This is a genomic window from Streptococcus sp. HMSC10E12 (assembly GCF_001807855.1).
Classification (GTDB): domain Bacteria; phylum Bacillota; class Bacilli; order Lactobacillales; family Streptococcaceae; genus Streptococcus; species Streptococcus salivarius.
This window is the reverse complement of sequence record NZ_KV791087.1, coordinates 149835-171885: the sequence shown is the minus strand read 5'-3', so window position 1 is coordinate 171885 and position 22051 is coordinate 149835. Positions and strand designations below refer to the sequence as shown.

17 protein-coding genes and 1 pseudogene are annotated in these 22051 nt (G+C 40.7%); 4 read left to right on the top strand and 14 right to left on the bottom strand.

Features of this window, described 5'->3' with window-relative positions; all coding sequences use genetic code 11:
• Window positions 1-12: 12 nt before the first annotated feature.
• The 5 genes and pseudogenes from HMPREF3112_RS03975 to pheS all read right to left on the bottom strand — a co-directional run bounded on the left by HMPREF3112_RS03975 (window position 13) and on the right by pheS (window position 5295).
• Window positions 13-351, bottom strand: coding sequence for an ATP cone domain-containing protein (locus tag HMPREF3112_RS03975; protein ID WP_002891184.1), 339 nt, complete (start codon window positions 349-351; stop codon window positions 13-15).
• Between the two features lie 91 nt (window positions 352-442).
• Window positions 443-1024, bottom strand: coding sequence for a hypothetical protein (locus tag HMPREF3112_RS03970; RefSeq protein ID WP_070438248.1), 582 nt, complete (start codon window positions 1022-1024; stop codon window positions 443-445).
• Window positions 1025-1092: 68 nt separating this feature from the next.
• Window positions 1093-3501, bottom strand: coding sequence for a phenylalanine--tRNA ligase subunit beta (pheT, locus tag HMPREF3112_RS03965; RefSeq protein ID WP_070438245.1), 2409 nt, complete (start codon window positions 3499-3501; stop codon window positions 1093-1095).
• 216 nt (window positions 3502-3717) lie between these two features.
• Window positions 3718-4235: pseudogene (locus tag HMPREF3112_RS03960) on the bottom strand (GNAT family N-acetyltransferase).
• Between the two features lie 16 nt (window positions 4236-4251).
• The gene (gene pheS, locus HMPREF3112_RS03955; protein ID WP_004182138.1) at window positions 4252-5295 is read right to left on the bottom strand and encodes a phenylalanine--tRNA ligase subunit alpha; all 1044 of its coding nucleotides are present in this window, start codon (window positions 5293-5295) and stop codon (window positions 4252-4254) included.
• Between the two features lie 439 nt (window positions 5296-5734).
• Between pheS and HMPREF3112_RS03950 the strand changes: the two genes are divergently transcribed.
• Both HMPREF3112_RS03950 and HMPREF3112_RS03945 read left to right on the top strand, forming a co-directional pair.
• The gene (locus HMPREF3112_RS03950; RefSeq protein WP_004182348.1) at window positions 5735-5932 is read left to right on the top strand and encodes a helix-turn-helix transcriptional regulator; all 198 of its coding nucleotides are present in this window, start codon (window positions 5735-5737) and stop codon (window positions 5930-5932) included.
• A gap of 26 nt (window positions 5933-5958) precedes the next feature.
• The gene (locus HMPREF3112_RS03945) at window positions 5959-6504 is read left to right on the top strand and encodes a DUF3278 domain-containing protein (RefSeq protein ID WP_070438242.1); all 546 of its coding nucleotides are present in this window, start codon (window positions 5959-5961) and stop codon (window positions 6502-6504) included.
• A gap of 388 nt (window positions 6505-6892) precedes the next feature.
• Here HMPREF3112_RS03945 and smc read toward each other — a convergent pair whose 3' ends face one another.
• The 8 genes from smc to cls (HMPREF3112_RS03905) form a co-directional block, all read right to left on the bottom strand.
• Window positions 6893-10426, bottom strand: a complete 3534-nt coding sequence (gene smc / locus HMPREF3112_RS03940; RefSeq protein ID WP_070438240.1) for a chromosome segregation protein SMC — start codon at window positions 10424-10426, stop codon at window positions 6893-6895.
• 2 nt (window positions 10427-10428) lie between these two features.
• Window positions 10429-11118 carry a ribonuclease III gene (gene rnc / locus HMPREF3112_RS03935; protein WP_002885331.1) on the bottom strand — a complete coding sequence of 230 codons (690 nt, stop codon included), beginning with the start codon at window positions 11116-11118 and terminating at the stop codon, window positions 10429-10431.
• Window positions 11119-11275: 157 nt separating this feature from the next.
• On the bottom strand, window positions 11276-12211 hold the full coding sequence (gene dapA / locus HMPREF3112_RS03930; RefSeq protein ID WP_070438237.1) for a 4-hydroxy-tetrahydrodipicolinate synthase: 936 nt from the start codon (window positions 12209-12211) through the stop codon (window positions 11276-11278).
• A 381-nt stretch (window positions 12212-12592) separates the two neighbouring features.
• Complete coding sequence (locus tag HMPREF3112_RS03925) at window positions 12593-13669, bottom strand: aspartate-semialdehyde dehydrogenase (RefSeq protein ID WP_070438234.1); 1077 nt, start codon at window positions 13667-13669, stop codon at window positions 12593-12595.
• Window positions 13670-13991: 322 nt separating this feature from the next.
• On the bottom strand, window positions 13992-14879 hold the full coding sequence (locus HMPREF3112_RS03920; RefSeq protein ID WP_070438231.1) for a LisH domain-containing protein: 888 nt from the start codon (window positions 14877-14879) through the stop codon (window positions 13992-13994).
• A gap of 73 nt (window positions 14880-14952) precedes the next feature.
• On the bottom strand, window positions 14953-16527 hold the full coding sequence (cls, locus tag HMPREF3112_RS03915; protein WP_070438228.1) for a cardiolipin synthase: 1575 nt from the start codon (window positions 16525-16527) through the stop codon (window positions 14953-14955).
• Window positions 16528-16655: 128 nt separating this feature from the next.
• Window positions 16656-17168 (bottom strand): GNAT family N-acetyltransferase, encoded by a 513-nt coding sequence (locus HMPREF3112_RS03910; RefSeq protein WP_070438225.1) that lies wholly within the window; start codon window positions 17166-17168, stop codon window positions 16656-16658.
• A gap of 80 nt (window positions 17169-17248) precedes the next feature.
• A complete protein-coding gene (gene cls / locus HMPREF3112_RS03905; protein ID WP_305366749.1) occupies window positions 17249-18799 on the bottom strand; it encodes a cardiolipin synthase in 1551 nt (516 codons plus the stop codon).
• A gap of 592 nt (window positions 18800-19391) precedes the next feature.
• Here cls (HMPREF3112_RS03905) and HMPREF3112_RS03900 point away from each other — a divergent pair.
• Together HMPREF3112_RS03900 and HMPREF3112_RS03895 are read left to right on the top strand one after the other, a co-directional pair.
• The gene (locus HMPREF3112_RS03900; RefSeq protein WP_002885312.1) at window positions 19392-20942 is read left to right on the top strand and encodes a BCCT family transporter; all 1551 of its coding nucleotides are present in this window, start codon (window positions 19392-19394) and stop codon (window positions 20940-20942) included.
• A gap of 214 nt (window positions 20943-21156) precedes the next feature.
• The gene (locus HMPREF3112_RS03895) at window positions 21157-21513 is read left to right on the top strand and encodes a potassium channel family protein (protein WP_261787309.1); all 357 of its coding nucleotides are present in this window, start codon (window positions 21157-21159) and stop codon (window positions 21511-21513) included.
• Window positions 21514-21525: 12 nt separating this feature from the next.
• On the opposite strand, the gene HMPREF3112_RS03890 is transcribed toward HMPREF3112_RS03895, so the two are convergent.
• Window positions 21526-21765, bottom strand: coding sequence for a protein rep (locus HMPREF3112_RS03890; protein WP_002885362.1), 240 nt, complete (start codon window positions 21763-21765; stop codon window positions 21526-21528).
• Window positions 21766-22051: the final 286 nt, after the last annotated feature.

Below are 22051 nucleotides of genomic sequence, written 5' to 3'. Positions count from 1 at the left end.
TGATGGCTTTTCTTATTTAGTCTGCTCAAAGCGTAGGTGGACAATGACCTTGTCACCATAACCGTTACGCTCCAAATCTCGTTGCAAACGGTATGAAATATAATGCTCAGCAATATTAATAAAGCCTGCTTCCATGAGACGATTTTCAACCAATGACTGAATCATGTTAATGGTTGGGCGTTCCACCTGAGCATCTTGAAGATCAAGCACTACTTTTTTCGTAACTTGAGCAAGGTTTTGGCGCCAAGTATCATCAAGAACATACACAGTCTGTGCTGCTTTTAAGATGGCTTGGTAAATTTTATCAGGATCAAATTCAGCAACTTGACCATTACGTTTAATAATTTGCATGGCTACCCTCTTTTCATGGCTTTTTCTTTTATTATGCAGAGAATTTACATATTTGTCAAGTGCAAATCCCTGAAAGAGCTATCCAGACTGCTTATTCCCAGAATTTAGAAATGTAAACTGGTTTGCCATGTTTATCAAAGGATAGGGTTGCCGTGTAGGACTCTGACTTATGATGCCGCATATAATTAGCGATTCTCTTATCACCATTTATCAGGTGAATGTCATAAGTCTGCCCGTCAGAGCTTACAAAGTGAGCATTAATCCTAGCACTACTCGTTTTTGTCCCAACATGACTAATATCTATTTGTTCAACTTGACCATCAATGGTTTTAGCTATAGGGCCTCTATAGTCTTTGTAAATAGTGACGGTAGCCAAAACATCATCAACTAAAACATAGGTCATTCCGAAAACGAACAAATAAACTATTGGAATGACAATGAAAGATAATTTAGTTTTGCGGAACGTTTCTTTATGCCAAGCCCAAATATCCTGAGGTGACATGGTTAAAAATTTTTTAAAATATTGATGAACGAGTAACCTGTAGACTAATAATACAAATATTACTTGCCCCAAGGGATAAGCAAAACTGGGTAAACCATCAATCAGAACATTGACTTTATCAGATTCAAAAGTGTAATGTCCTAATATCCCATCAAAAAACTCTAAAAACAAATTAACTCCTTTTTGTAATATAGTCTAGTCACTTAAAAATCCATCTTCTCAGATGGATTTTTTAACTATTAACGAACCTCTGCTTCGACTTTCTCAGTAAGAGCTTTGGTGATTTTTTCCATGTATTTGGCAACTTCTTCGTCTGTGAGGTTGTCATTTGGATTTTGGAATGTAAGGCTATAAGCCATTGATTTCATACCAGCACCAAGTTTTTCACCTGCGTAAACGTCAAAGAGTTTAACGTCAACCAAGCGTTTGACTCCTGCAGAGTAGATAGCATCAAGAACTTCTTGATGTGTGATTTCTGCCTTAAGAAGAAGGGCGATATCACGTGATACTGCAGGGAATTTTGTGATTTCGACAAATGGTTGCTCTGGTTGCAAGGCAGCTTCAACAGCACTAAGGTTAATTTCAGCCACATAAGTTTCTGGAATACCGTAGTTTTTAGCAGTTTGTGGGTGAACTTGACCAAGGAATCCAATAGTCTGACCATCAAGGACAATAGCAGCTGTACGACCTGGGTGCATGCTTGCTAGGTCTTTTGTCGGTACATAGTCAACTGAAACTTCAAGTTTATCGAAGAGAGCTTCAACGATACCTTTAGCGTAGAAGAAATCAACTGGCGTTGCTTTGGTTTGGAAATCTTTTTCAGCTACAAGACCAGAAATGGCAAAAGCAAAGGTATTGATTTCATTTGGCAATTCCTCTTTTGGATTACCATTTTGTTCAAAGACCTTACCGATTTCGTAAATGGCAACGTTACTATTCTTACGGTTAACATTGTAAGCAACGGTATCAAGCATACCAGAGACCATGTTCTGACGGAGGGCTGAACGGTCAACAGTCATTGGCCACATCAACTCAGTCAAGTTAGTAGGTGTCACAGCAAATTCAATAGCTTTTTCAGGTGTAGTCAAAGCATATGAGATGATTTCCGTCAATCCAGCACCTTCAGCAATGGTACGAACCTTACGACGAAGTGCTTGTGTTTCAGTCAACTCACCGGCTGTTCCTGCTGCTTCTGGAAGGGTCGTAGGCAATTTTTCATAGCCGTAGATACGTGCAATTTCCTCAACCAAGTCTGCTTGGATACTGATATCCCAACGACGACGTGGTACAGATACTGTGAATTTATCAGCATCACCAGTCAATGCAAAACCAAGTTTCGCAAACACATCTTCAATATCCGCAAAAGTCAATTCTGTACCAAGGCGAACATTTACGTAGTCAAGGCTTGTAGAAACTTGAACTGGCTCTGTATCAACAGATCCCGCTTGAACACGGCCTGCAAGAACCGTTCCATTTGCCAATTCTTGCAACATAGCTGCAGCAAAATCAAGTGCTTCAAGGACAGTATCGTTATTGATACCTTTTTCAAAACGTGATGATGATTCTGAACGAAGGTTGAGACGGCTACTTGTCTTACGAACTGATTTTCCATCAAATACAGCAGCTTCGAGAACGACATTTTTAGAATTGTTGTCAATTTCAGTTGAAGCGCCACCCATAACACCTGCGAGGGCAACTGGTTTGTCAGCAACTGTAATAACAATATCTTCAGCAGTCAATTCACGTTCTTCACCATCGAGAGTGACTAATTTTTCCCCATCACGGGCATCACGAGCAACGATACGTGAATCTTCAAATTTATCCAAATCGAAGGCATGCATTGGTTGTCCAAAGTAAAGAAGAACATAGTTTGTCACGTCAACCACGTTATTGATTGGACGGATACCAGCATTCATAAGAAGGTTTTGCAACCATTGTGGACTTGGTTGAACAGTAACATTCTCAACCACACGACTAGCATAAGTAGCCACTTTATCACTTTCGATGGCTACTGAAATCTTATCAGAAGCTGGTTTGCTGTCTTCAGTAACCGTTTTTTCTGAGAAGTGAACAGATTTTCCATAGATTGCAGCGACTTCATGTGCCACACCACGCATAGAAAGAGCATCCGCACGGTTAGGTGTGATTGACAATTCGATGATTTCATCATCAAGGTCAAGATATGGGAAGATGCTATCTCCAGGTACGGCATCTTCTGGCAAAATTTGGATACCATCCGCAAATTCCTTAGGAATAATGCTATCTGGAAGTCCAAGTTCTGCCAAAGAACAGATCATACCGAGAGATTCCATCCCGCGAATCTTACCTTTTTTGATCTTGTAGTTATCCGCAATGCGGGCACCAGGAATGGCAACAATTACCTTGATACCAGCAGTGACATTTGGAGCACCACAAACAATTTGACGTGGACCTTCTGCATCTCCAGTATCTACTTGACACAAGTGCAAGTGTGTGTCAGGCACATCTTCACATGACAAGACATGACCAACAACCAATTTTGACAAGCCCTCAGCAGGTGTCTCAACACCTTCCACTTCAATACCTGTCGTCGACATTTTTTCAGCGAGTTCAGCAGTGGTAACATCCACATCAACCAACTCTTTTAACCATTTATAACTAACTAGCATAATTATGATACCAAGCCCGTTAATAGCTCTCAGCAAAAATAGGAAAGGCAACGTTGGTGCATCAGCACCTAGGTGACTTTATCTTTTTTGCCCAGAGCTTAGGGCGGGTTCAAATCCTTTCTGTAATTTAGGAATATGTATATCTGATATAAGAGGAAGACGAACCTACACGTTTAATCGCCTTATAAAATCCTCTCAATCAACTTAATAATAGGTTTATAGTTTTAATTTAAGCAACCAGTCGCGGTCAACTTTACCATCACCAACTGGAAAATCGTGTTCTGCGAATTTTTCGAAGCCATATTTATCGTAAAATATCTGTGCTTTGAAATTCCTTTCCCAAACACCCAACCAGGCCCAATCACAACCTAGATCACGAGCTTCTTGTAAGGCAAACTCAAAGAGTTGCTTACCCAAGCCCATGCCTTGGAAGGCCTGACTGATATAAATACGTTGAATTTGAAAGGCATTATCCAAGTGCTGCTCTGTTTGAGCAGAACCTACATTAGTCTTAGAAAACCTGCCTTTTCACCATCAACGAGAATGAAAAAGTAACGCGATTCTTCATGAGTGATTTCATCTAAGAGGACTTCCTCAGAAAGTGCAGTGTCAAAGTAACCTTGCAACTGGGCTTCGGTATTATCATGAGCAAAAGTCTCTCTAAAGGTATCTTCGGAGATAACTTTTAATTCTGCTACTTCTTCCGGAAGAACCTTACGAATAACGACTGACATGACAACCTCCTAAACCTTATTTAAACTGTTCTGAGAAGCGAACATCCCCTTGGTAGAAACCACGAATATCGTTGATACCATAACGAAGCATGGCAATACGTTCTTGACCAAGACCGAAGGCGAAACCTGAGTATTCTTCAGAATCAACGCCTGACATCTCAAGCACTTGTGGGTGAACCATACCAGCACCGAGGATCTCGATCCAACCTGTCTTCTTACATACGTTACATCCTTTACCACCACACTTAAAGCATGACACGTCAACTTCAACTGAAGGCTCAGTGAATGGGAAGTAAGATGGACGCAAACGGATTTGACGTTCTGCACCAAACATTTTTTGGATAATCATTTCAAGCGTTCCCTTAAGATCACCCATTGAGATGTTTTTACCAACGACCAAACCTTCGATTTGGTGGAACTGGTGACTGTGAGTCGCATCATCTGTATCACGACGGAAAACACGTCCTGGTGAGATCATCTTAAGTGGACCTTTAGAAAAATCGTGTTTATCAAGTGTACGAGCTTGGACAGGACTTGTGTGTGTACGAAGCAAAATTTCTTCCGTAATATAGAAGGTATCTTGCATGTCACGGGCTGGGTGATCCTTAGGCAAGTTCATACGTTCAAAGTTATAATAGTCAGTCTCAACTTCAAAACCATCAACGATTTGGAAGCCCATCCCCAAGAAAATGTCTTCGATTTCTTCAGCTGTTTGGCTAAGAATATGACGATTACCGAGTTTGACTTGGCGTCCAGGAAGGGTTACGTCAAGACTTTCAGAGTCAAGTTGTGCTTGAATTTTAGCAGCTTCAACAACTTTAGCGGCTTCGTCAAAAGCTTCAGTCAAAACGTCACGAACTTCGTTGACCATTTTACCAACTTTAGGGCGTTCTTCATTAGGAAGGTCTTTAAGCCCCTTCAAAAGATCCGTCAAAGAGCCTTTTTTACCCAAAACTGCAACACGCAATTCTTGTAATTCTTTAGAGTGTTCACCACGCATTTCAGCCAATTTAGCCTGCGTTGATGTTTTCAACTCTTGCAATTGTGTTTGTAAATCCATGAGATTCCTTTCTGATGTAACAATTTCGAATCGCAAACAAAAAACCACATGCCAAAACTCCAACCCGGAGCGTTGACACGCGGTACCATCCGTTTTTTATCTGGTTACCCAGACCTTGATTCGTCAGTCGTTTTCATGAGTGAATTCGCCGAACTTCCCTTGAGGAGGCTTCCAGTCCATGACCTCCAATCCCTGTCAATTTCCATAAGGTTACTAGTCTCTACGACTTCTATTCAATTACTATCAATTTTACCAAAAAAACAAAAAGCTTTCAAGAGCTGACAAAGAATCCTTTAGTTAATGCCAAAATGGAAAATATGTCTAAGATAATTGACACACCTATATAAACATGCTACAATTATGTCAGATAAAGTTGACATAATTAATAAATTGCGACTTACAGCAACACATTAGCTTGTCTTTCAGAAGGAGGTCCATTATGAATCATGTCAGGGAATTTAGAAAGAATATGGGGCTTTCGCAATTAGAACTCGCAAAATCTATTGGTGTTTCTCGACAGACTATTAATATGATTGAAAATAACAAATATAACCCAACACTAGAGCTTTGTCTTAATCTAGCTAAAGCACTGGATACGGATCTTAACAGTCTCTTTTGGGATGGAAATTCCGAATAGAGATATAAGATAGAAAGAGGTAAATCATGATTAAAGAAACTTTCACTGACAAACTAATTAAACGTTTTTATGGTATCACAGGTCCTTTAGATGAACAAAAGCGCCAACAGGTTGATCGAATGGGTAACATAGCTTTCGTAGTTCTTTTCTTTACCTTACTTTGTGGTAATTGTATTGCCTTTCTTATAGGCTTTAAGTATCCCGAACTTGTAGCTCGTATTTATCCTATCCTCCTCTTGATTATCATTCTGTTAGTTAGCAGCATCCTTACTTATAAGTTAAAGATAAGTGCTGTTAATGCTTTTGACGAGGAAGAACTGACTGAGAAAGAGAAAAAACAACTTAAGCACGTGGGGCTTAAGTCAGGTTTATCCTTTGGGATTAGCATGTTCTTAGGCATGCCCCTAGTTCACTTCTTAGTTGACAATAAAGACTATTTGACAGAATTATTCTCAATCCATAATATGCTATCAGGCATTTTTGAAGCTATCCTTTTTGGGGCTATCATGCAGGGCTTGGTCAATGCTGGTATCAAACAAGCCAAATCTCAAGCTGAGAAAGATGACCAATAAACTATAAAAGACAAAGAAAAATCCAGGTTTCCCAGCCTGGATTTTTCGCTCGAAAGAAGACTTCTTAGACTTGTATACGCGAAGTCTAAATGTGTCCAGAAAATCGTATCTTAACACATACACTATAACTAACTTCAAAACACCATATCCCCATATGACATTTCCTTAAATATTGTAACATGTCAGTGCAAAATGACAAGTCACCCTCTCTCTCATAAACCCTAAAATCCTAATCATAGCCTCTGTTATGCCATTTTACGCAATCGATTGCGTAATTTTGAAAGCGCAAACTTAATTATTTTCTGAAAGTCTTCGCAAATTTTTTGAGACTATGAAAAAAGATAGTGATAAAGCTATCAACTATCTTTCATGAAAATATAATCTATTTTTAGTCTAAATCAAGGTCTTTCAGTTTGACCGAGACGATTTTCGAGACACCTGATTCCTGCATGGTTACCCCATAAATAGAGTCTGCCGCAGACATCGTTCCCTTACGGTGGGTAACTACAATAAATTGACTGGACTTGTCAAAACGATTAAGGTAGTCACCGAAGCGTTTAACATTGGCTTCATCCAAAGCCGCTTCTACTTCGTCAAGGATAACAAATGGAATGGTTTTAACACGAATGATGGCAAAGAGAAGGGCAAGAGCTGACAAGGCCTTCTCACCACCAGACATAAGGTTAAGTGATTGAATTTTCTTACCTGGTGGCTGCACAGAAATTTCTACCCCAGCCTCTAGGAGATTGTCTGAGGTCAAAATCAAGTCTGCTGAACCTCCACCAAACATCTGGGTAAAGGTCTGTTTAAAGCTTTCTCGGATAGCCTCAAAGGTTGCTTTAAAGCGTGATTTCACTTCATCATCCATGTCATTTATGGTATTCAGAAGGAGGCTCTTAGCTTCGAGCAAATCATCCTTTTGTCCGTTCAAGAAATCAAGACGTTGCTTAACCTCTTCAAACTGGGCAATAGCATCTACATTGACCGGACCCAAAGCTTTAATCGAACGCTCAAGACCTTGCAGGTTCTGGCGTGTTTGTTCGACATTGTCAAGAGGGCTGGCCTGACCTTTGGCGACTTCAAGTGTCATCTGGTAATCTTCAGCCAACTGAGTCGCAAACTTACGAAGCGATTGACTAATCTGACTTTCACGTTCTTCCAAACGAGTCTGCTGACGAATCAAGTCCTCGTTACGATTACCAGCTTTAGCCAAACGCTCCTCCAAGTCTTCCAACTGACCTTCGTAATCTTGCACCTGAATCTTGGCACGGACAAGAGCTTGTTCCAAATCGTCCTTACGTTGAACAGCTTCTTTATGCTGTGCTTGCAAATGCGGAAGGCGGTCAGTTTGGTCATCATTGACCTGATTATTAAGGAGCGCTTTAAGACTATCCGATTCCTTCATTAACTCAGACAAGTCGGCTTGAATACGATTACTTTCTGTCTTAGCAAAACGTAATTCTGCCTGTAGGTCGCGTTCCTTCAACTGAAGTTCAGATTGCTTGTCTAAAAGAACTTGTTTTTGTTGACCAAGAGCATCTTTGTCTTCCTTAATAGCCTCAATACGGTCGTTAATGGCCTCACGCTTGGAAGCAATTTGTGCTAACTCTGCTTTAAGTTGTTCAGCCTTATCTTGAAGATTTGCCCCATCAGTTCCCTGAGAATCCTGTTTGAAACTATCCACTAGGGTTTGATTTTTCTCCACCTCTGACAAGGCTTGTTGGTGTTCTAGGTCTAGTTTTTGCTCTTGCAGACGAGCATTTTCACCATCTACCTTAAGGTCTTCTAGTTCTTTCTGTAAAGCCTTACGTTTGATTTTGAGGGCTTCAACTTTAGCTTCACTATCACTTAATTGAGCCTTAATCTGGTTAATTTCAGCAGTCAATGCATCCAGTTCAGGCTTGATGAAGAGATTATTATTTTGTTTGTTGGTACCACCAGCAAAGGCACCACCGGGACGGATCTCAGACCCGTCAAGAGTAACCATACGCACTTGGAAACGAACCGCTCGAGCTGCCTTATTAGCATTGTCAATGGTATTAAAGATTGCTGTTACCCCTAGGAGGTTTTGGAAAATATTAGATAAGCGGTTCTCATAGGTAACCAAATCGGAAGCCATACCAATAAAACCTGGTGCATTGGCAAGACTTTGAGCAAATTGTCCATTAAGTTGACGTGGTTTGATGGTTGTCAACGGCAAGAAAGTTGCACGCCCCTGACGATTGCGCTTCAAGTAGTCAATCGAACGCTTAGCAGCCGCTTCGTCCTCCACAATAATATTTTGCCCACTAGCTCCCATAGCAATTTCAAGAGCCGTCTGATAACGCGTATCAAAAGTCAAGTGTTCACTAACTGCACCAATAATTCCTTGAATGGATTGGGCGTTTTGAAGGACAGCCTTAACCCCTGCATAGAAATTAGAATGATTTTTTTGAATAGACTCTAAACTTTGACGACGGGCATCTTTACTCTTAAGGTGATCCATGAGGTCAAACATCTGCTTTTGAGCCTCTTGATAGTCCTTATCAATAGCTTGATAAGCCTGAGCCTTTTCTTTGTAGTTAGCTAGGAGGCTTTGAAGACTCTCTTTGGCTGCTTGATAAGCTTTTTGGGCTTCGCTAGCTATTTCCTGAGCGGAGAGCAAGTCTGCCTGAGCTTGTTTATATTCTTCAGCTTGAGCTTCCAATGCTTGGGTCTGACTATCCATGTCGTGGGTAACCTGAGTCAAACTGTTGGAAACCTTGGCTTCCTCCTGCATCAGACCAACATAGTCCTCACGTAAACGTTCAATAAGCGTATCCGGGTCATCAGAAAATTGCTCCAGTTCTTTTTGAATAGCAATCAGCTCCTTGGCAAGGCTATCCAACTCAGCATTCAATTCAACTTGGCCTTGATTAACCTTATCGAGTGCTGCCTGAGCTTCTTCTTTCAAATGCTCTAACTCACTGAGACGAGCTTCTGTTTCCTCTTTTTTCTCTGAACGCTGCTGACTCTCCATGGTATAAAGATCAATTTGACGCTCAAAGTCACTAATAAGACGTGTGACATCCACCAAGGTTTGTTGGTCAGAAGAAATTTGTTCTGAAATTTGATGTCGTTTCTGTTTGAGCTCCTGGTTCTCAGTCTCTAGGCGATGGCGTTCCTCATAATAGCTGGTTAATTTTTCCTTTACCGCTGCCAAATCCTCTTGGGTCTGGCTCAAGTCGGATTTACCAACTTCAATATCGTGGACCAAAAGATTAAGCTGAGTCTGTCTACGTTCCTCATCTAATTCCAAATAACGTTTGGCTGTAGCTGCTTGCTTTTCAAGTGGTTTAACCTGACCATCTAGCTCGTAGATGATATCTTCCAAACGATCAAGATTATCTTGAGTTTGATTAAGCTTGCTTTCGGTCTCCTTCTTACGTGTTTTATATTTAAGAACGCCAGCAGCTTCTTCGAAAATAGCGCGGCGCTCTTCGGGTTTAGCATTAAAAATAGCCTCAACACGACCTTGGGAAATAATGGAAAAAGAATCACGCCCTAAACCTGTGTCCATGAAAAGGTCATGAATATCACGTAGACGAACCTTACGACCGTCAATCAAATAATCATTGTCACCGTTTCGATAAATGTGACGCTCCACACGAATGGTTTCACCAGCACCCACGATAAAGCCATCACTATTATCAAGAGTAACTGCCACTTCTGCATAGTTGAGTGCCTTACGAACCTCTGTACCTGCAAAAATAACATCAGGCATCTTGCCCCCACGCAAACTCTTGGCAGAGGATTCTCCCAAAGCCCAGCGTAGACTCTCTGTAATATTTGATTTTCCCGATCCATTTGGACCTACAACGGCTGTTACTCCCTTGTCAAAGACGACTTGCGTCTTATCCGCAAAGGATTTAAAGCCCTGCATTTCAATTGATTTCAAATACATGCTTAATTTCCTAGTTGTTCAAGGGCAGCCTTAGCCGCTGCCTGTTCAGCTAATTTCTTAGATTTTCCAAGACCTGTGCTGAGTTCCTTACCATCAACAGCTACCTGCATAGTAAATTCTTTAGCATGAGCTGGTCCAGACTCATCGATAACAGTATAAGTAATATCAACCGTACCATTGACCTGAAGACGCTCTTGCAAGGCTGTCTTATAGTCTGTTACGCGGTCAAAGTTCCCCTTTTCAACCTGAGGAATCATGACCTGATTCAAGAATTTCTCAACAGCAGGCAAACCTTGATCCAAATAAAGGGCACCGAGGAAGGCCTCCCAGAGGTCACCAAGGATAGTGGCACGTTCACGTCCACCAGATTTTTCTTCCCCTTTACCAAGACGGATATACTGCTCGAAACCGCAAGCCTTCGTAAATCCTGCCAAACTCTCTTCGCGAACGATAGTACTGCGCATCTTAGACATTTCTCCCTCTGGCTTGTTAGGGTAACGTTTGTAAAGATAAACAGAAATGACTAATTGCAGAGCCGCGTCTCCTAAAAATTCCAAACGTTCATTATGTGAAATGTTTAGGAGGCGGTGCTCATTGGCATATGAGGTATGGGTAAATGCTGTTTCTAAGAGGTCTTTTTGGCTAAAAACAATACCAAAATCCTGCTCAAGTTTTTGTTCAAGTTGATTCATGAAACTTCCTTTCTTTTTAAGCACACTAACTATAATTATATCAAAAAAAGCCAATTTTCATGATAGAAAACTGCTTTTAGACCCTATATCAGCTTATTTTGTGAGATTTAACCTCTTCAACTAAAAAAAGCTGAGCAAGCTGCTCAACTTCATTTTCTTAATAATCTGGACGAACGACACCTGTAACTGTCTCACGTGTTGCTTCGACATCTTCTTCAAGGACAACCTTAATGATACGTTTAGCTTCTTCTGAAGTACATGCAACCAATGGCAAACGAAGTGGTCCAACTTCGAAACCAAGATGGTTAAGAACAGCCTTAACAGGTGCAGGGCTTGGTACTGAGAAGAGAGCGTTAACTTTAGGAATGAATTTACGTTGGATAGCTGCTGCTGTCTTGAGGTCACTATTTTCAATAGCTTCAAGCATGGCATGCATCTCATCACCGTTTGTATGAGAGGCTACTGAGATGACACCGTTAGCTCCAAGATTCATAGCGTGGAAGGCATCCCCATCTTCACCTGTATAAACCAAGAAATCTTCAGGTTTATGTTCGATAAGGTAGGCCATATTTGCAAGGCTGGTACATTCTTTAACACCGATGATATTTGGATGTTCAGCCAAACGAAGCATGGTATCAGGAGCCATTTCAACAACCACACGACCAGGGATGTTGTAGATGATAATTGGCAAATCAGAAGCATCCGCAATGGCTTTGAAGTGTTGGTACATACCTTCTTGTGATGGCTTGTTGTAGTAAGGCACGATAGCAAGACCAGCTGCGAAACCACCAAATTTGGCAACTTCTTTAGCAAACTCGATTGAGTCGCGTGTATCGTTGGTACCGACACCAGCAATCAATGGCACACGTCCATTAACAATTTTCTGAACAGCCGCAAAGAGTTCCAACTCCTCATCGTGAGTAAGTGTTGGACTTTCAGCCGTTGTTCCCGCCAAAAGAAGAGCTTCTGTATGGTGAGCCAAAAGATGCTCAATCAATTCTGGAAGGGCATCATAATTGATTGAGCCATCTTCGTGGAAAGGTGTAATAAGGGCTGTGATCAGTGTGACATCTCTTAATTGATCAATTGACATAATATTCTCCTTCAACCGTTTTCTAATCCTTTCCATTTTACCATAATTTTGACCAGACAGACAGATAAGTTGACAATTTTCTGAAAACATGAGGACTGACTGTTTCAATTGATGGCCAATAAACAAAAAACAGAGAGAAGTCTCTCTGCTTTATAGGATTCAGCTTGACTTTAGTATTTGAATACAACACCAAATCCTTACTGATTTCTGAATTATAACGCAGTGGTTGATTGGAACTACTCATGTCTGCAGCATTCGTACTTCCTAATCAACTGTGCGGGGGTGGTATAAAAGTCCTGTGGACTTTTATAGCCTAAGCCTTAAATTATAAAAGCGAAGGAGAAATCAAACTCTTCGAGTTACTGATTTCTGTTTCGCTCCCTATTTCAATTCAAATTTCAATTCTGAAGTTGGGCGAACCAAACCACGTTCGTGAAGTGTTTCTGCGATTTGTACTGAGTTCCAAGCGGCACCTTTAAGGAGGTTATCTGAAACAACCCACATGTGGATACCTTTTTCAGCATCCAAGTCTTTACGGATACGTCCGACGAATGTATCACGTGAACCTACAGCATTAACAGCTTGTGGGTAGACTTGGTTAGCAATGTCGTCTTCAAGGACTGCACCTGGGAACTCCGCAATAGCAGCTTTCACTTCGTCAATTGGTGCCACTTCTTTTGTTTCAATGTAGACTGACTCTGAGTGAGCTGACAAGACTGGAATACGTACACATGTTGCTGATACGGCAATGCTATCGTCTTCCATGATTTTCTTAGTTTCGTTTGTCATCTTCATTTCTTCGTAAGTGTAGTCATTTTCAGTGAAGACGTCGATTTGAGCCAAGGCGTTGAAGGCGATTGGGTAGTGTTTCTTATCACCACCACATGGCAAAATTTCAGCTTTAACATCACGTGGGTTAACGCCGTCATTCAAAACTTCTTTCAACTCACGTTGTGTTTCAAGGATTGCTCCCATACCAGCACCTGATACGGCTTGGTAAGTTGACACGATGATACGGTCCAAGCCCCATTTTTGACGAACTGGCTCAAGGGCAACCATCATTTGAATCGTTGAACAGTTAGGGCAAGCGATAATACCGTTGTGAGCATCAAGTGCATGTGCATTGACCTCAGGTACAACCAATGGTACATCTGGGTTTTGACGGAAGTAAGATGTATTATCAACGACTACTGCACCAGCTTTAACAGCGTATGGTGCGTATTTAGCAGAGGTAGATCCACCAGCTGAGAAAAGTGCAATATCTACACCTTCAAATGCGTCTTCAGTCGTTTCTTCGATAGTCACATCTTGACCTTTAAATTGCAAGACTTTCCCTGCAGAACGTGCAGACGCAAGGTAGCGAATTTTATCGATTGGAAGTGTTGATTCTTCCAACATTTTGATCATTTGAGCACCAACGGCACCTGTAGCACCGACAACAGCAACTGTGTATCCCATAGTAAAACCTCTTTCGGAATTTTCTATCAATTTAGTTTAGTGAATCTATTATACTACGTTTAAGCCCAGTTGAAAAGGGTTAAAACGCCAAGAATAAAGAAAATCCCCTACCAAATGGTAAGGGATAGGAGGCATCTTTCGATGAGAGTAGCAGGTTCACACAACTACTCAAGGTCCGCTCCTGCGTTACAATTTAATGTAGACCTCCTCAGCGCAAAAGGCTCTAAAGAGCCAATCGACTCATCGCATGTTTCTATTCTAGCATATTGAACGACAGAGTCAAGTCATGAATACCATGGGATACTTATCTTAGCCATTTGGCTTACTTTCCATCATCATGACCATCTTTATAACCGCGTAGGTATTCTCTTTTTTCTGAACTTGTTGTAAATTTGCCAAAAAGAGTTGATTCCTTTGAGTATGAATCATAATTATCAATGCCTTTTTCGGCATCCGCAAAGCCATCCTGGTAGCCCTTGGTATAAGCCTTATTATTTACTTTTGAATGGTATGAATTTCCATAGCGATGATAAGAACGTCGACTCATATACATCCAGAACCAGGGATTACGGATGACATCTTGTCGGTAATAACGGTCACGGGTTTGATAGTCGTCATTATTGTCAAAAATACTTTTGGCCTGGTCATCTGAGAAATCATCATTTTGTTTGGAATACTTTTTGAGTGTCTCATCGTCACTAACTTTTGCACCTGATTGAAAGTTCGAACGTTCAGAGTCATTTAACTCAGGAGCTGACATCTTAGGCTTTGTGTATCCTGAATTTGTATCCGATTTTGACTTGCTAGAACTGTTACTTGAAGAAGACTGACTGTCTGAATGGCTCTGACTGCTACTTGATTTGGAGCTAGAATCAACGTCTGAACCCGAACTATACGAGCTACTAGAACCGTAAGTCTTACTAGATCCATCGTAACTGTCATGATCACTACTTGACTTGTAACTCTTACTTGACCCACTATCAGATTTATACCCTTTTCCTGAATTACCATCAGAATGATGTCCCTTGTTAGAGCCAAAACCAGATTTAGATCCACTTCTGCTACCTCTACTTGAAGAACGTGAACCACCACGTCTGCTTCGTAGAGCGGTGATATTTTCAGAAGTTTCTTGTGCTTTAATTTCTTGTGCCGTTGATAAAACTAGTCCTGACACCAAGGTCACCCCTAAGAGAGCCATTGCTTTTTTCATTAAAAAATCCCCTTATTCATCTAATGGTCTTATTATACCATAGAACAAAAAACGGGGAAATTTATAAAGAAAGTTACATCAAAGGCCCAATCAAAGAAAAGAGATAGCCACCTAGACGATGAGCCATAGGCATTTTCGACAAACTTTCCAGAGTGACTTCCTCTGAGAGCGCCTGGGTTTTCTCAAAATCTTGTTCTATGTTAAGCACTTCCAGATTTTTATAGAGATAGACCCCATCTTCAAAATTTTGATAGAGGCTTCGGTAGTCTGTGTTAATAGTGCCTACCACAGCTTGTTTGGCATCAGAAACATAAACTTTAGCATGGACAAAGCCTGGGGTATAGCGGAAAATACGGACGCCAGCATCCAAGAGCACTTTAAAATAGGTCATCGCAATATCAAAGGCATACTGTTTATCTGGAATCCCTGGCATAATGATACGAACATCCACACCTCGTCTAGCCGCAAAGGTCATAGCTCGTACCAATTCATCATCCAAAATCAAATAAGGTGTCATGATATAGACATAGTTAGTTGATGTATTTAGAAGATGTAAATAAACATTTTCGGCAACCTTGTGGTAGGTCAGCGGTGAATTGCCATAAGGGAGTACAAAGCCTTGACTCTTTCTTTGTTGAGGTTTTTCTTGTAGATAGTACTCCACATCCGTTTTATCCTCTATTCCAGTCACTGTCCATATGGTCAAAAAGAGAGCTTTTAGCGTTTGAACTGCTGAACCATCTAATCGAAGGGCTGTGTCCTTCCAATGACCAAAGCGTTCTCGTTTATTGACATACTCATCAGCGATATTAACGCCACCAGTATAAGCAACTTGACCATCAATCACTGTAATTTTTCGATGGTCTCGATAATTGTAATAGGTTGATAGAATGGGCTTGACTGGTGAGAAGGCCTGAGCTTTAATACCAACCTTGTGCAATCGCTCAATATAATCGTAGGACAAGGTAGTCATCTCATTCATCCCATCAAACATGACACGGACATCAAGACCTGCCTTGGCCTTCTCCTCTAAAATGGCTAAAATCTCGCCCCACAGGATTCCTTCGTCAATAATGAAATATTCCATGAAGATATAACGCTCCGCCTTTTTCAAATCCTCCAACAAGGCTGGAAGCATGTCATCTCCAAGTGGGAAATAGGTAACCTCAGTGTCTCTGTAGATAGGAAACTGTGCTGGACTATGCTCCAAAAAATAGGCTAACTTTTGTAATTGGCGATCACTTTGGGATAAATAATCAGCAACTTCTGGATCGGTGCTTAGATAGTCGGATACCTGCACTGTAGCATCCTCAAGCCGTTTCTTCAAGCGTCTGACACCCAAATCAGCCAGTGAAAAGTAAAGCAGAGCCGTCCCAAAAATTGGAAAGAGGGCAATGATAATCACCCAGGACAGTTTGGAACGAGAATCCATGGAACGATTGAGCAAGTAAAAGAAGGTAAAGACACTCAACAAGTGTTCCCATAAGATAATGGATGGGAAATGCTCTTGTAGGCTGAGATATGAAAAGACAAGAAAGGCCAATTCCAGTAAGAAGAACAGGAGAATAGGAACCTTTCGGTTAAGTAGAATTTTGGCCCATCTGGAGGGCTTTTGGGGTAACAGTCTAGCACTTTGTTCTTGAGTCATATAGGCTCCTTTCGTGTAGGGGAGACCATTACAACTTTCCGGTCTCCTTCAGTAATTTTATTAGTATCGTTTTAGCCTATGAAAAAGGCAGGGATAATTAGCTATTGCGATTAGGATTGGCGTGATTCCTACTTTATTTTCCTAACAGGGCCGTCTATGGTCTTTTGCATCCAGACGATATCATGCCATTTGTTAAACTTATAGCCAATCTTTGGGAAATGAGCCACTTGAACATAGCCCCGCTTTTCATGCATGGAAATGCTCGCTTCGTTCGGAACAGCGATACAAGCCAGAAAGCGTAAGTAGCCTCGTGCTTGCAACTCCTCTTCTAAGGCCGTATAAAGGGCCGATCCAATCCCTTGTCCACGCGCCTCTTTGGCTACATAAATAGACAATTCAGTGGTCCAATCATAGGCTGTACGAGCATAATAGGTTGAGGCATAAGCATAGCCTAGCACTTGGCCATTCTCTTCCGCTACTAAATAGGGGTATTTTTCAAGCGTCTTGCAAATGCGTTTTTCAAACTCTTGAACACTGGGAACCTCATATTCAAAGGTAAAAGCTGTCTTCTCGACATAGGGTGTATAGATGGCCTGGATAGCTTGTGCATCTGACAAGCTGGCTGGACGAATGGTTAACATCATTTTCTCCTTCGACTTCATTATCTTTATTTTAAACTATAAAAAAAGAGGGCTCAACCCTCTTATAACAAGTCTTGTCACTACATCAATGGCGCAACTAATCTGGTCAATAAGCCCAAGCACTTCTGGTGAAATGGTCGATTTTTAACATCAGTCATGCTGACTCGATGACACTTGGCCATTGTCGCTTGGAAATCTTCCTCAATACCAACCACTGATGACGTCCTGTAAAGATAGGTCGCACACTCAAAGTGGTGATAAAGACTGCGGTAATCCAAATTAATCGTTCCGACAGCAGCCCTACTATTGTCACTCACAAATACCTTTGCATGAACAAATCCAGGAGTGTACTCATAGATTTTTACGCCGGATGCCAAAAGTGTTGGGTAGTAAGTCTTAGCGAGGTAGTAAGCTGACTTTTTATCAGGAATACCAGGCATGATGATACTGACGTCTACCCCACGCTCGGCCGCAAATTTCAAAGCATGTAGTAACTCACCATCTAAAATAAGATAAGGCGTCATGATGTGAACAAAATCACGCGCATGGTTAAGGATGTCAATATAGACATTCTCACCAACTTTATCCTTGTCCAATGGAATATCCCCATAAGGAACAACAAAGCCAGGGGTATCAAAGGCCTTATGTTCAACCATATACGGCGTAACATCTAAGGTTTCGTTAGAATAGGTCCACATCTGAAGAAAGAGGACTAAAAACGTATCAACCGCTGGCCCCTCCACCATGAGTGCAGTGTCTTTCCAATGACCGAAACGCTCAATCTTGTTGATATACTCGTCAGCGAGATTAACGCCACCTGTGAAAGCAACCTTACCATCAATCAGCAAGATTTTTCTATGGTCACGGTAATTGTAATAGGTTGACAAGAAGGGTGTTACCGAGGCAAAAACTCGAGACTGAATGCCTATATTTTGCAAGCGTTTCTTATAGTCGAAACTTAAGGTTGAAAATTCATTCATACCGTCATACAGGACTCTAACTTCCACCCCTTCTTGAACCTTTTGTTTCAAGATTGCTAGGATTTCACCCCACATTTCACCTTCACCAATGATGAAATATTCCAAGAAAATGTACTTCTCTGCTTTAAGGAGCTGTTTCTTCATTTCCTCAAACTTGGCTTCACCACTTGGGAAATAGGTCGTCTTCGTGTGACGATAAACTGGAAAAGAACCGTTCACATTTTCAAGATATTGGACCAAGTTATAGTTGCTGGTGTGACGTTGTTTAAGCTCTTCAAGAGCCTCCTCATCCTGTTTTAAAATACCAGAACTGCGGTCAATATTGCTCTGAATAGCACGCTTCATCCCTGTGTAACCTATATCAAGTTTCGTATAAGCCAAGAGCAAGGTTCCGATAATTGGAAAAGGCAATACAATCAGGAGCCAAGTATTGACGGCTGTTGATTCCATATCACTTTGAAAGAGATAAATAATGGCCAGAATACGAAGGACTACTTCTGTAACTTGCAGGTGTATCCTATATTGATGCAACCAGAGGTAAGACAGGGCCACAACAACAAGCTGCAGTAAGATGATTAAGAAGATAATCGTAGCACGACTAAAGATTCCACGAAGAAAGCCACGACGACTCTTATCATAAAGACGTTCAATTTTAGCTTCGTTTTTGATAGCATGACTCCTTTCCCTTTTTAATTAATCTTATTATAACCAAATTTGTAAAATTAAGCTAGACAGAAAAAGCCATCTAGGCTAGTCTCAGATAAACACCACATTTATCTGAAAGGAACTAACATATAGGACGAAATGGATTACCGAAACAAATGGATTTTACGAATGTTTCTCAAAATTATGAGGCTGGGACAAAAGTCCTAGCCTCTCAATTTGTCTTTGGATTGTCGAGAAAGACGCAGTGGTTGAGTGGGCTCTACTACGCTGATTTCATCAGCTTTTACTGCCCTACTCAACTGTGCGGAGGTGGGACGACGAAATCGAATTCTAACGAATTACCGATTTCTGTCCCACTCTCAAGAAATAGAATTCCTAGGAAATCATTGAATTATCAATCACCCTACCAAGTTTTTCTGAGTTACTTGAAAAGTCTAACTTAATTTGACAATTTAGGTTCTTAAACGTCTCTAGTTAATCAACTAAAAATTATAACTAGCTGGGTGTTATCTAATCTCCCCTCATTTTTAAGTTATTATCATTTTTGATATAATGGTAGAGAATGAAAGGAGATTTTATGTCAACTAAAAATTTAACGCCGGTCTTAAAAACCTCTTTTGTGCTACTGGCTATCCTGGTCCTTCTTGGTATTGTTATGCCTGACGGCTACCAAGTTTGGTCAGAACAACTAAGGGAAGTTATTTCAGATAAACTTGGCTGGTTTTACTTATTACTGGTCACGTCAATCGTTCTACTTTGTGGCTTTTTCCTGGTTAGTCCCGTTGGGCAAATCAAACTGGGGGAACCCAATTCGGTGCCTGAACACTCTACTATCTCTTGGATTGCCATGATATTTTCTGCTGGAATGGGAATCGGCCTTGTCTTCTACGGTGCCGCAGAGCCCTTATCCCATTATGCCATTTCAACGGTACGAGCTACCCCAGGGTCGCAGGAAGCCTTAGCCGATGCTTTCCGTTACACTTTCTTTCACTGGGGCATCCATGCCTGGGCAATATATGCTTTAATCGCCCTGGCCCTTGCCTACTTTGGTTTCCGAAAAAAAGAGAAATATCTTTTATCGGTTACCTTAAAGCCCTTGTTTGGTAAAAAAACAAACGGTAGCCTTGGTAAGATCGTAGATACGATTACAGTGGTCGCTACTGTTATCGGGGTGGCAACCACTCTTGGTTTTGGGGCAGCCCAAATCAATGGGGGACTCAACTACCTCTTTGGTATTCCAAACAATGCCCTTGTGCAAGTTATTATCATAATTATCACAACCATCCTCTTTACCATTTCAGCCCTTTCTGGTCTTGGAAAAGGGGTAAAAATCTTATCAAACACCAATCTTATTTTAGCGGTTGGACTACTCGCCATCACCATAATCATCGGTCCCACAGTCCAGATTTTTAATACCTTGACCGATAGTATCGGACTGTATATTTCCAATTTCTTCCGTATGAGTTTCAGTGCTGGTTCCTTTGGTCAATACAATCGTGACTGGATCAATACTTGGACGATTTTCTATTGGGCTTGGTGGATTTCTTGGTCACCATTCGTGGGAGTTTTTATTGCCAGAATTTCTAAAGGACGTAGTATCAGACAATTTCTATCCATCGTCTTATTAGCACCGACTGTATTAAGCTTTTTATGGTTTTCTACCTTTGGAACACTTTCAACGCATGTTCAATCACTTGGAAATGTAGATTTAACACAGTTTCCAAGTGAGCAGACCTTGTTTGCAACCTTCAGTCAACTGCCATTTGGTTTTATTGCCTCCGTTGTTGCCATCATCTTGATCATTACCTTCTTTATCACGTCAGCAGACTCTGCGACCTATGTGCTAGCTATGCTCTCTGATGATGGGAATCTCAAACCAAAGAATAACCTTAAAATCTTCTGGGGCGTACTCCTTGCGACTATTGCCATCGTCTTACTTCTTTCAGGGGGCTTAGTAGCCTTGCAAAATACGCTGATTATCGTAGCCTTTCCATTTTCACTCATCATGGTACTGATCATGGTTTCCCTAGTCATTGAATTGCTACACGAAAAAGACAAGATGGGACTGTCAATCACACCGACACGATACCCTAAAAAAGATCAACCCTTCAAATCTTATGAAGAATAAATAACCCAATTTGTAAAATTAAGCTAGACAGAAAAAGCCTATGTTAGGCTCAGATAAACACCACATTTGTCTGAAAGGAACTAACATAAATGACCTATACTCATCTTACCACAAACGAGCTTGTAACGATAGAGGCTTACTATCAAGAAAACATAATAAAAATTAATATAAAAAGTGTCTAAAATACATATTTAAACACTTTTTGTATGCTATAATTTTCATTAACACTATAACAAAGGAGAACCAAATGAAACGTTTAAATACTCTATTTCATATTATAAAAGTTACAGGATTTAATCAATTTTTGATAAGTTTTGTAAGTTTTATTTTTATTTCAGGAGGAATACTTTTATTAGTTGAACCTCAAATAAGTAATTACTGGGATGGACTATGGTATGCTTTTGTCACATCAACAACAGTAGGTTACGGAGATATACTAGCTACTACTCTAATCGGACGTATTACTAGCGTCTTTTTAACTGTATATGGACTTATTTTTTTTGGATGCTTATCAGCCGTAATTGTCAATTACTACAGCAAATTAAATACACCTAATAATAAAACTGACTAACATATTTCTTAGTTACTGTAAAAAATAATTCTTTCTCTGCCAATTCCAAACGGCTACAATTTCCTGACCTCGCGATACTTCTTGACTATCCTCTCCAGTCTGAACAAGATTACCATCTTCGACATCATCTAAGTCTAATTCTTTCTTGATAGTCTTGAAGAGTTTGCCAAATCCAATCTGTCGTTTCCGATAAAGTCCCTCAAACAAATCACCCGTTATCCGTTCTTTCGTCTCTTCAGACAAGACAATCACTTGTTTGTCATTCTCTTTCTCGACATCAAATGGATTTTACTAATATTTCTCAAAATTATGAGGCTGGGACAAAAGTCCTAGCCTCTTTATTGTTTTTGGATTGTCGAGCAAGACGCAGTGGTTGAGTGGGCTCTACTACGCTGATTTCATCAGCTTTTACTGCCCTACTCAACTGTGCGGAGGTGGGACGACGAAATCGAATTCTAACGAATTACCGATTTCTGTCCCACTCTCAAGAAATAGAATTCCTAGGAAATCATTGAATTATCAATCACCCTACCAAGTT

Excerpts from the sequence above, each read along its gene's own strand:
- HMPREF3112_RS03975 (WP_002891184.1), bottom strand. The coding sequence starts at position 351 with ATGCAAATTATTAAACGTAATGGTCAAGTTGCTGAATTTGATCCTGAT.
- pheT (WP_070438245.1), bottom strand. The coding sequence starts at position 3,501 with ATGCTAGTTAGTTATAAATGGTTAAAAGAGTTGGTTGATGTGGATGTT.
- pheS (WP_004182138.1), bottom strand. The coding sequence starts at position 5,295 with ATGGATTTACAAACACAATTGCAAGAGTTGAAAACATCAACGCAGGCT.
- HMPREF3112_RS03950 (WP_004182348.1), top strand. The coding sequence starts at position 5,735 with ATGAATCATGTCAGGGAATTTAGAAAGAATATGGGGCTTTCGCAATTA.
- HMPREF3112_RS03945 (WP_070438242.1), top strand. The coding sequence starts at position 5,959 with ATGATTAAAGAAACTTTCACTGACAAACTAATTAAACGTTTTTATGGT.
- smc (WP_070438240.1), bottom strand. The coding sequence starts at position 10,426 with ATGTATTTGAAATCAATTGAAATGCAGGGCTTTAAATCCTTTGCGGAT.
- rnc (WP_002885331.1), bottom strand. The coding sequence starts at position 11,118 with ATGAATCAACTTGAACAAAAACTTGAGCAGGATTTTGGTATTGTTTTT.
- dapA (WP_070438237.1), bottom strand. The coding sequence starts at position 12,211 with ATGTCAATTGATCAATTAAGAGATGTCACACTGATCACAGCCCTTATT.
- HMPREF3112_RS03925 (WP_070438234.1), bottom strand. The coding sequence starts at position 13,669 with ATGGGATACACAGTTGCTGTTGTCGGTGCTACAGGTGCCGTTGGTGCT.
- HMPREF3112_RS03920 (WP_070438231.1), bottom strand. The coding sequence starts at position 14,879 with ATGAAAAAAGCAATGGCTCTCTTAGGGGTGACCTTGGTGTCAGGACTA.
- cls (WP_070438228.1), bottom strand. The coding sequence starts at position 16,527 with ATGACTCAAGAACAAAGTGCTAGACTGTTACCCCAAAAGCCCTCCAGA.
- HMPREF3112_RS03910 (WP_070438225.1), bottom strand. The coding sequence starts at position 17,168 with ATGTTAACCATTCGTCCAGCCAGCTTGTCAGATGCACAAGCTATCCAG.
- HMPREF3112_RS03900 (WP_002885312.1), top strand. The coding sequence starts at position 19,392 with ATGTCAACTAAAAATTTAACGCCGGTCTTAAAAACCTCTTTTGTGCTA.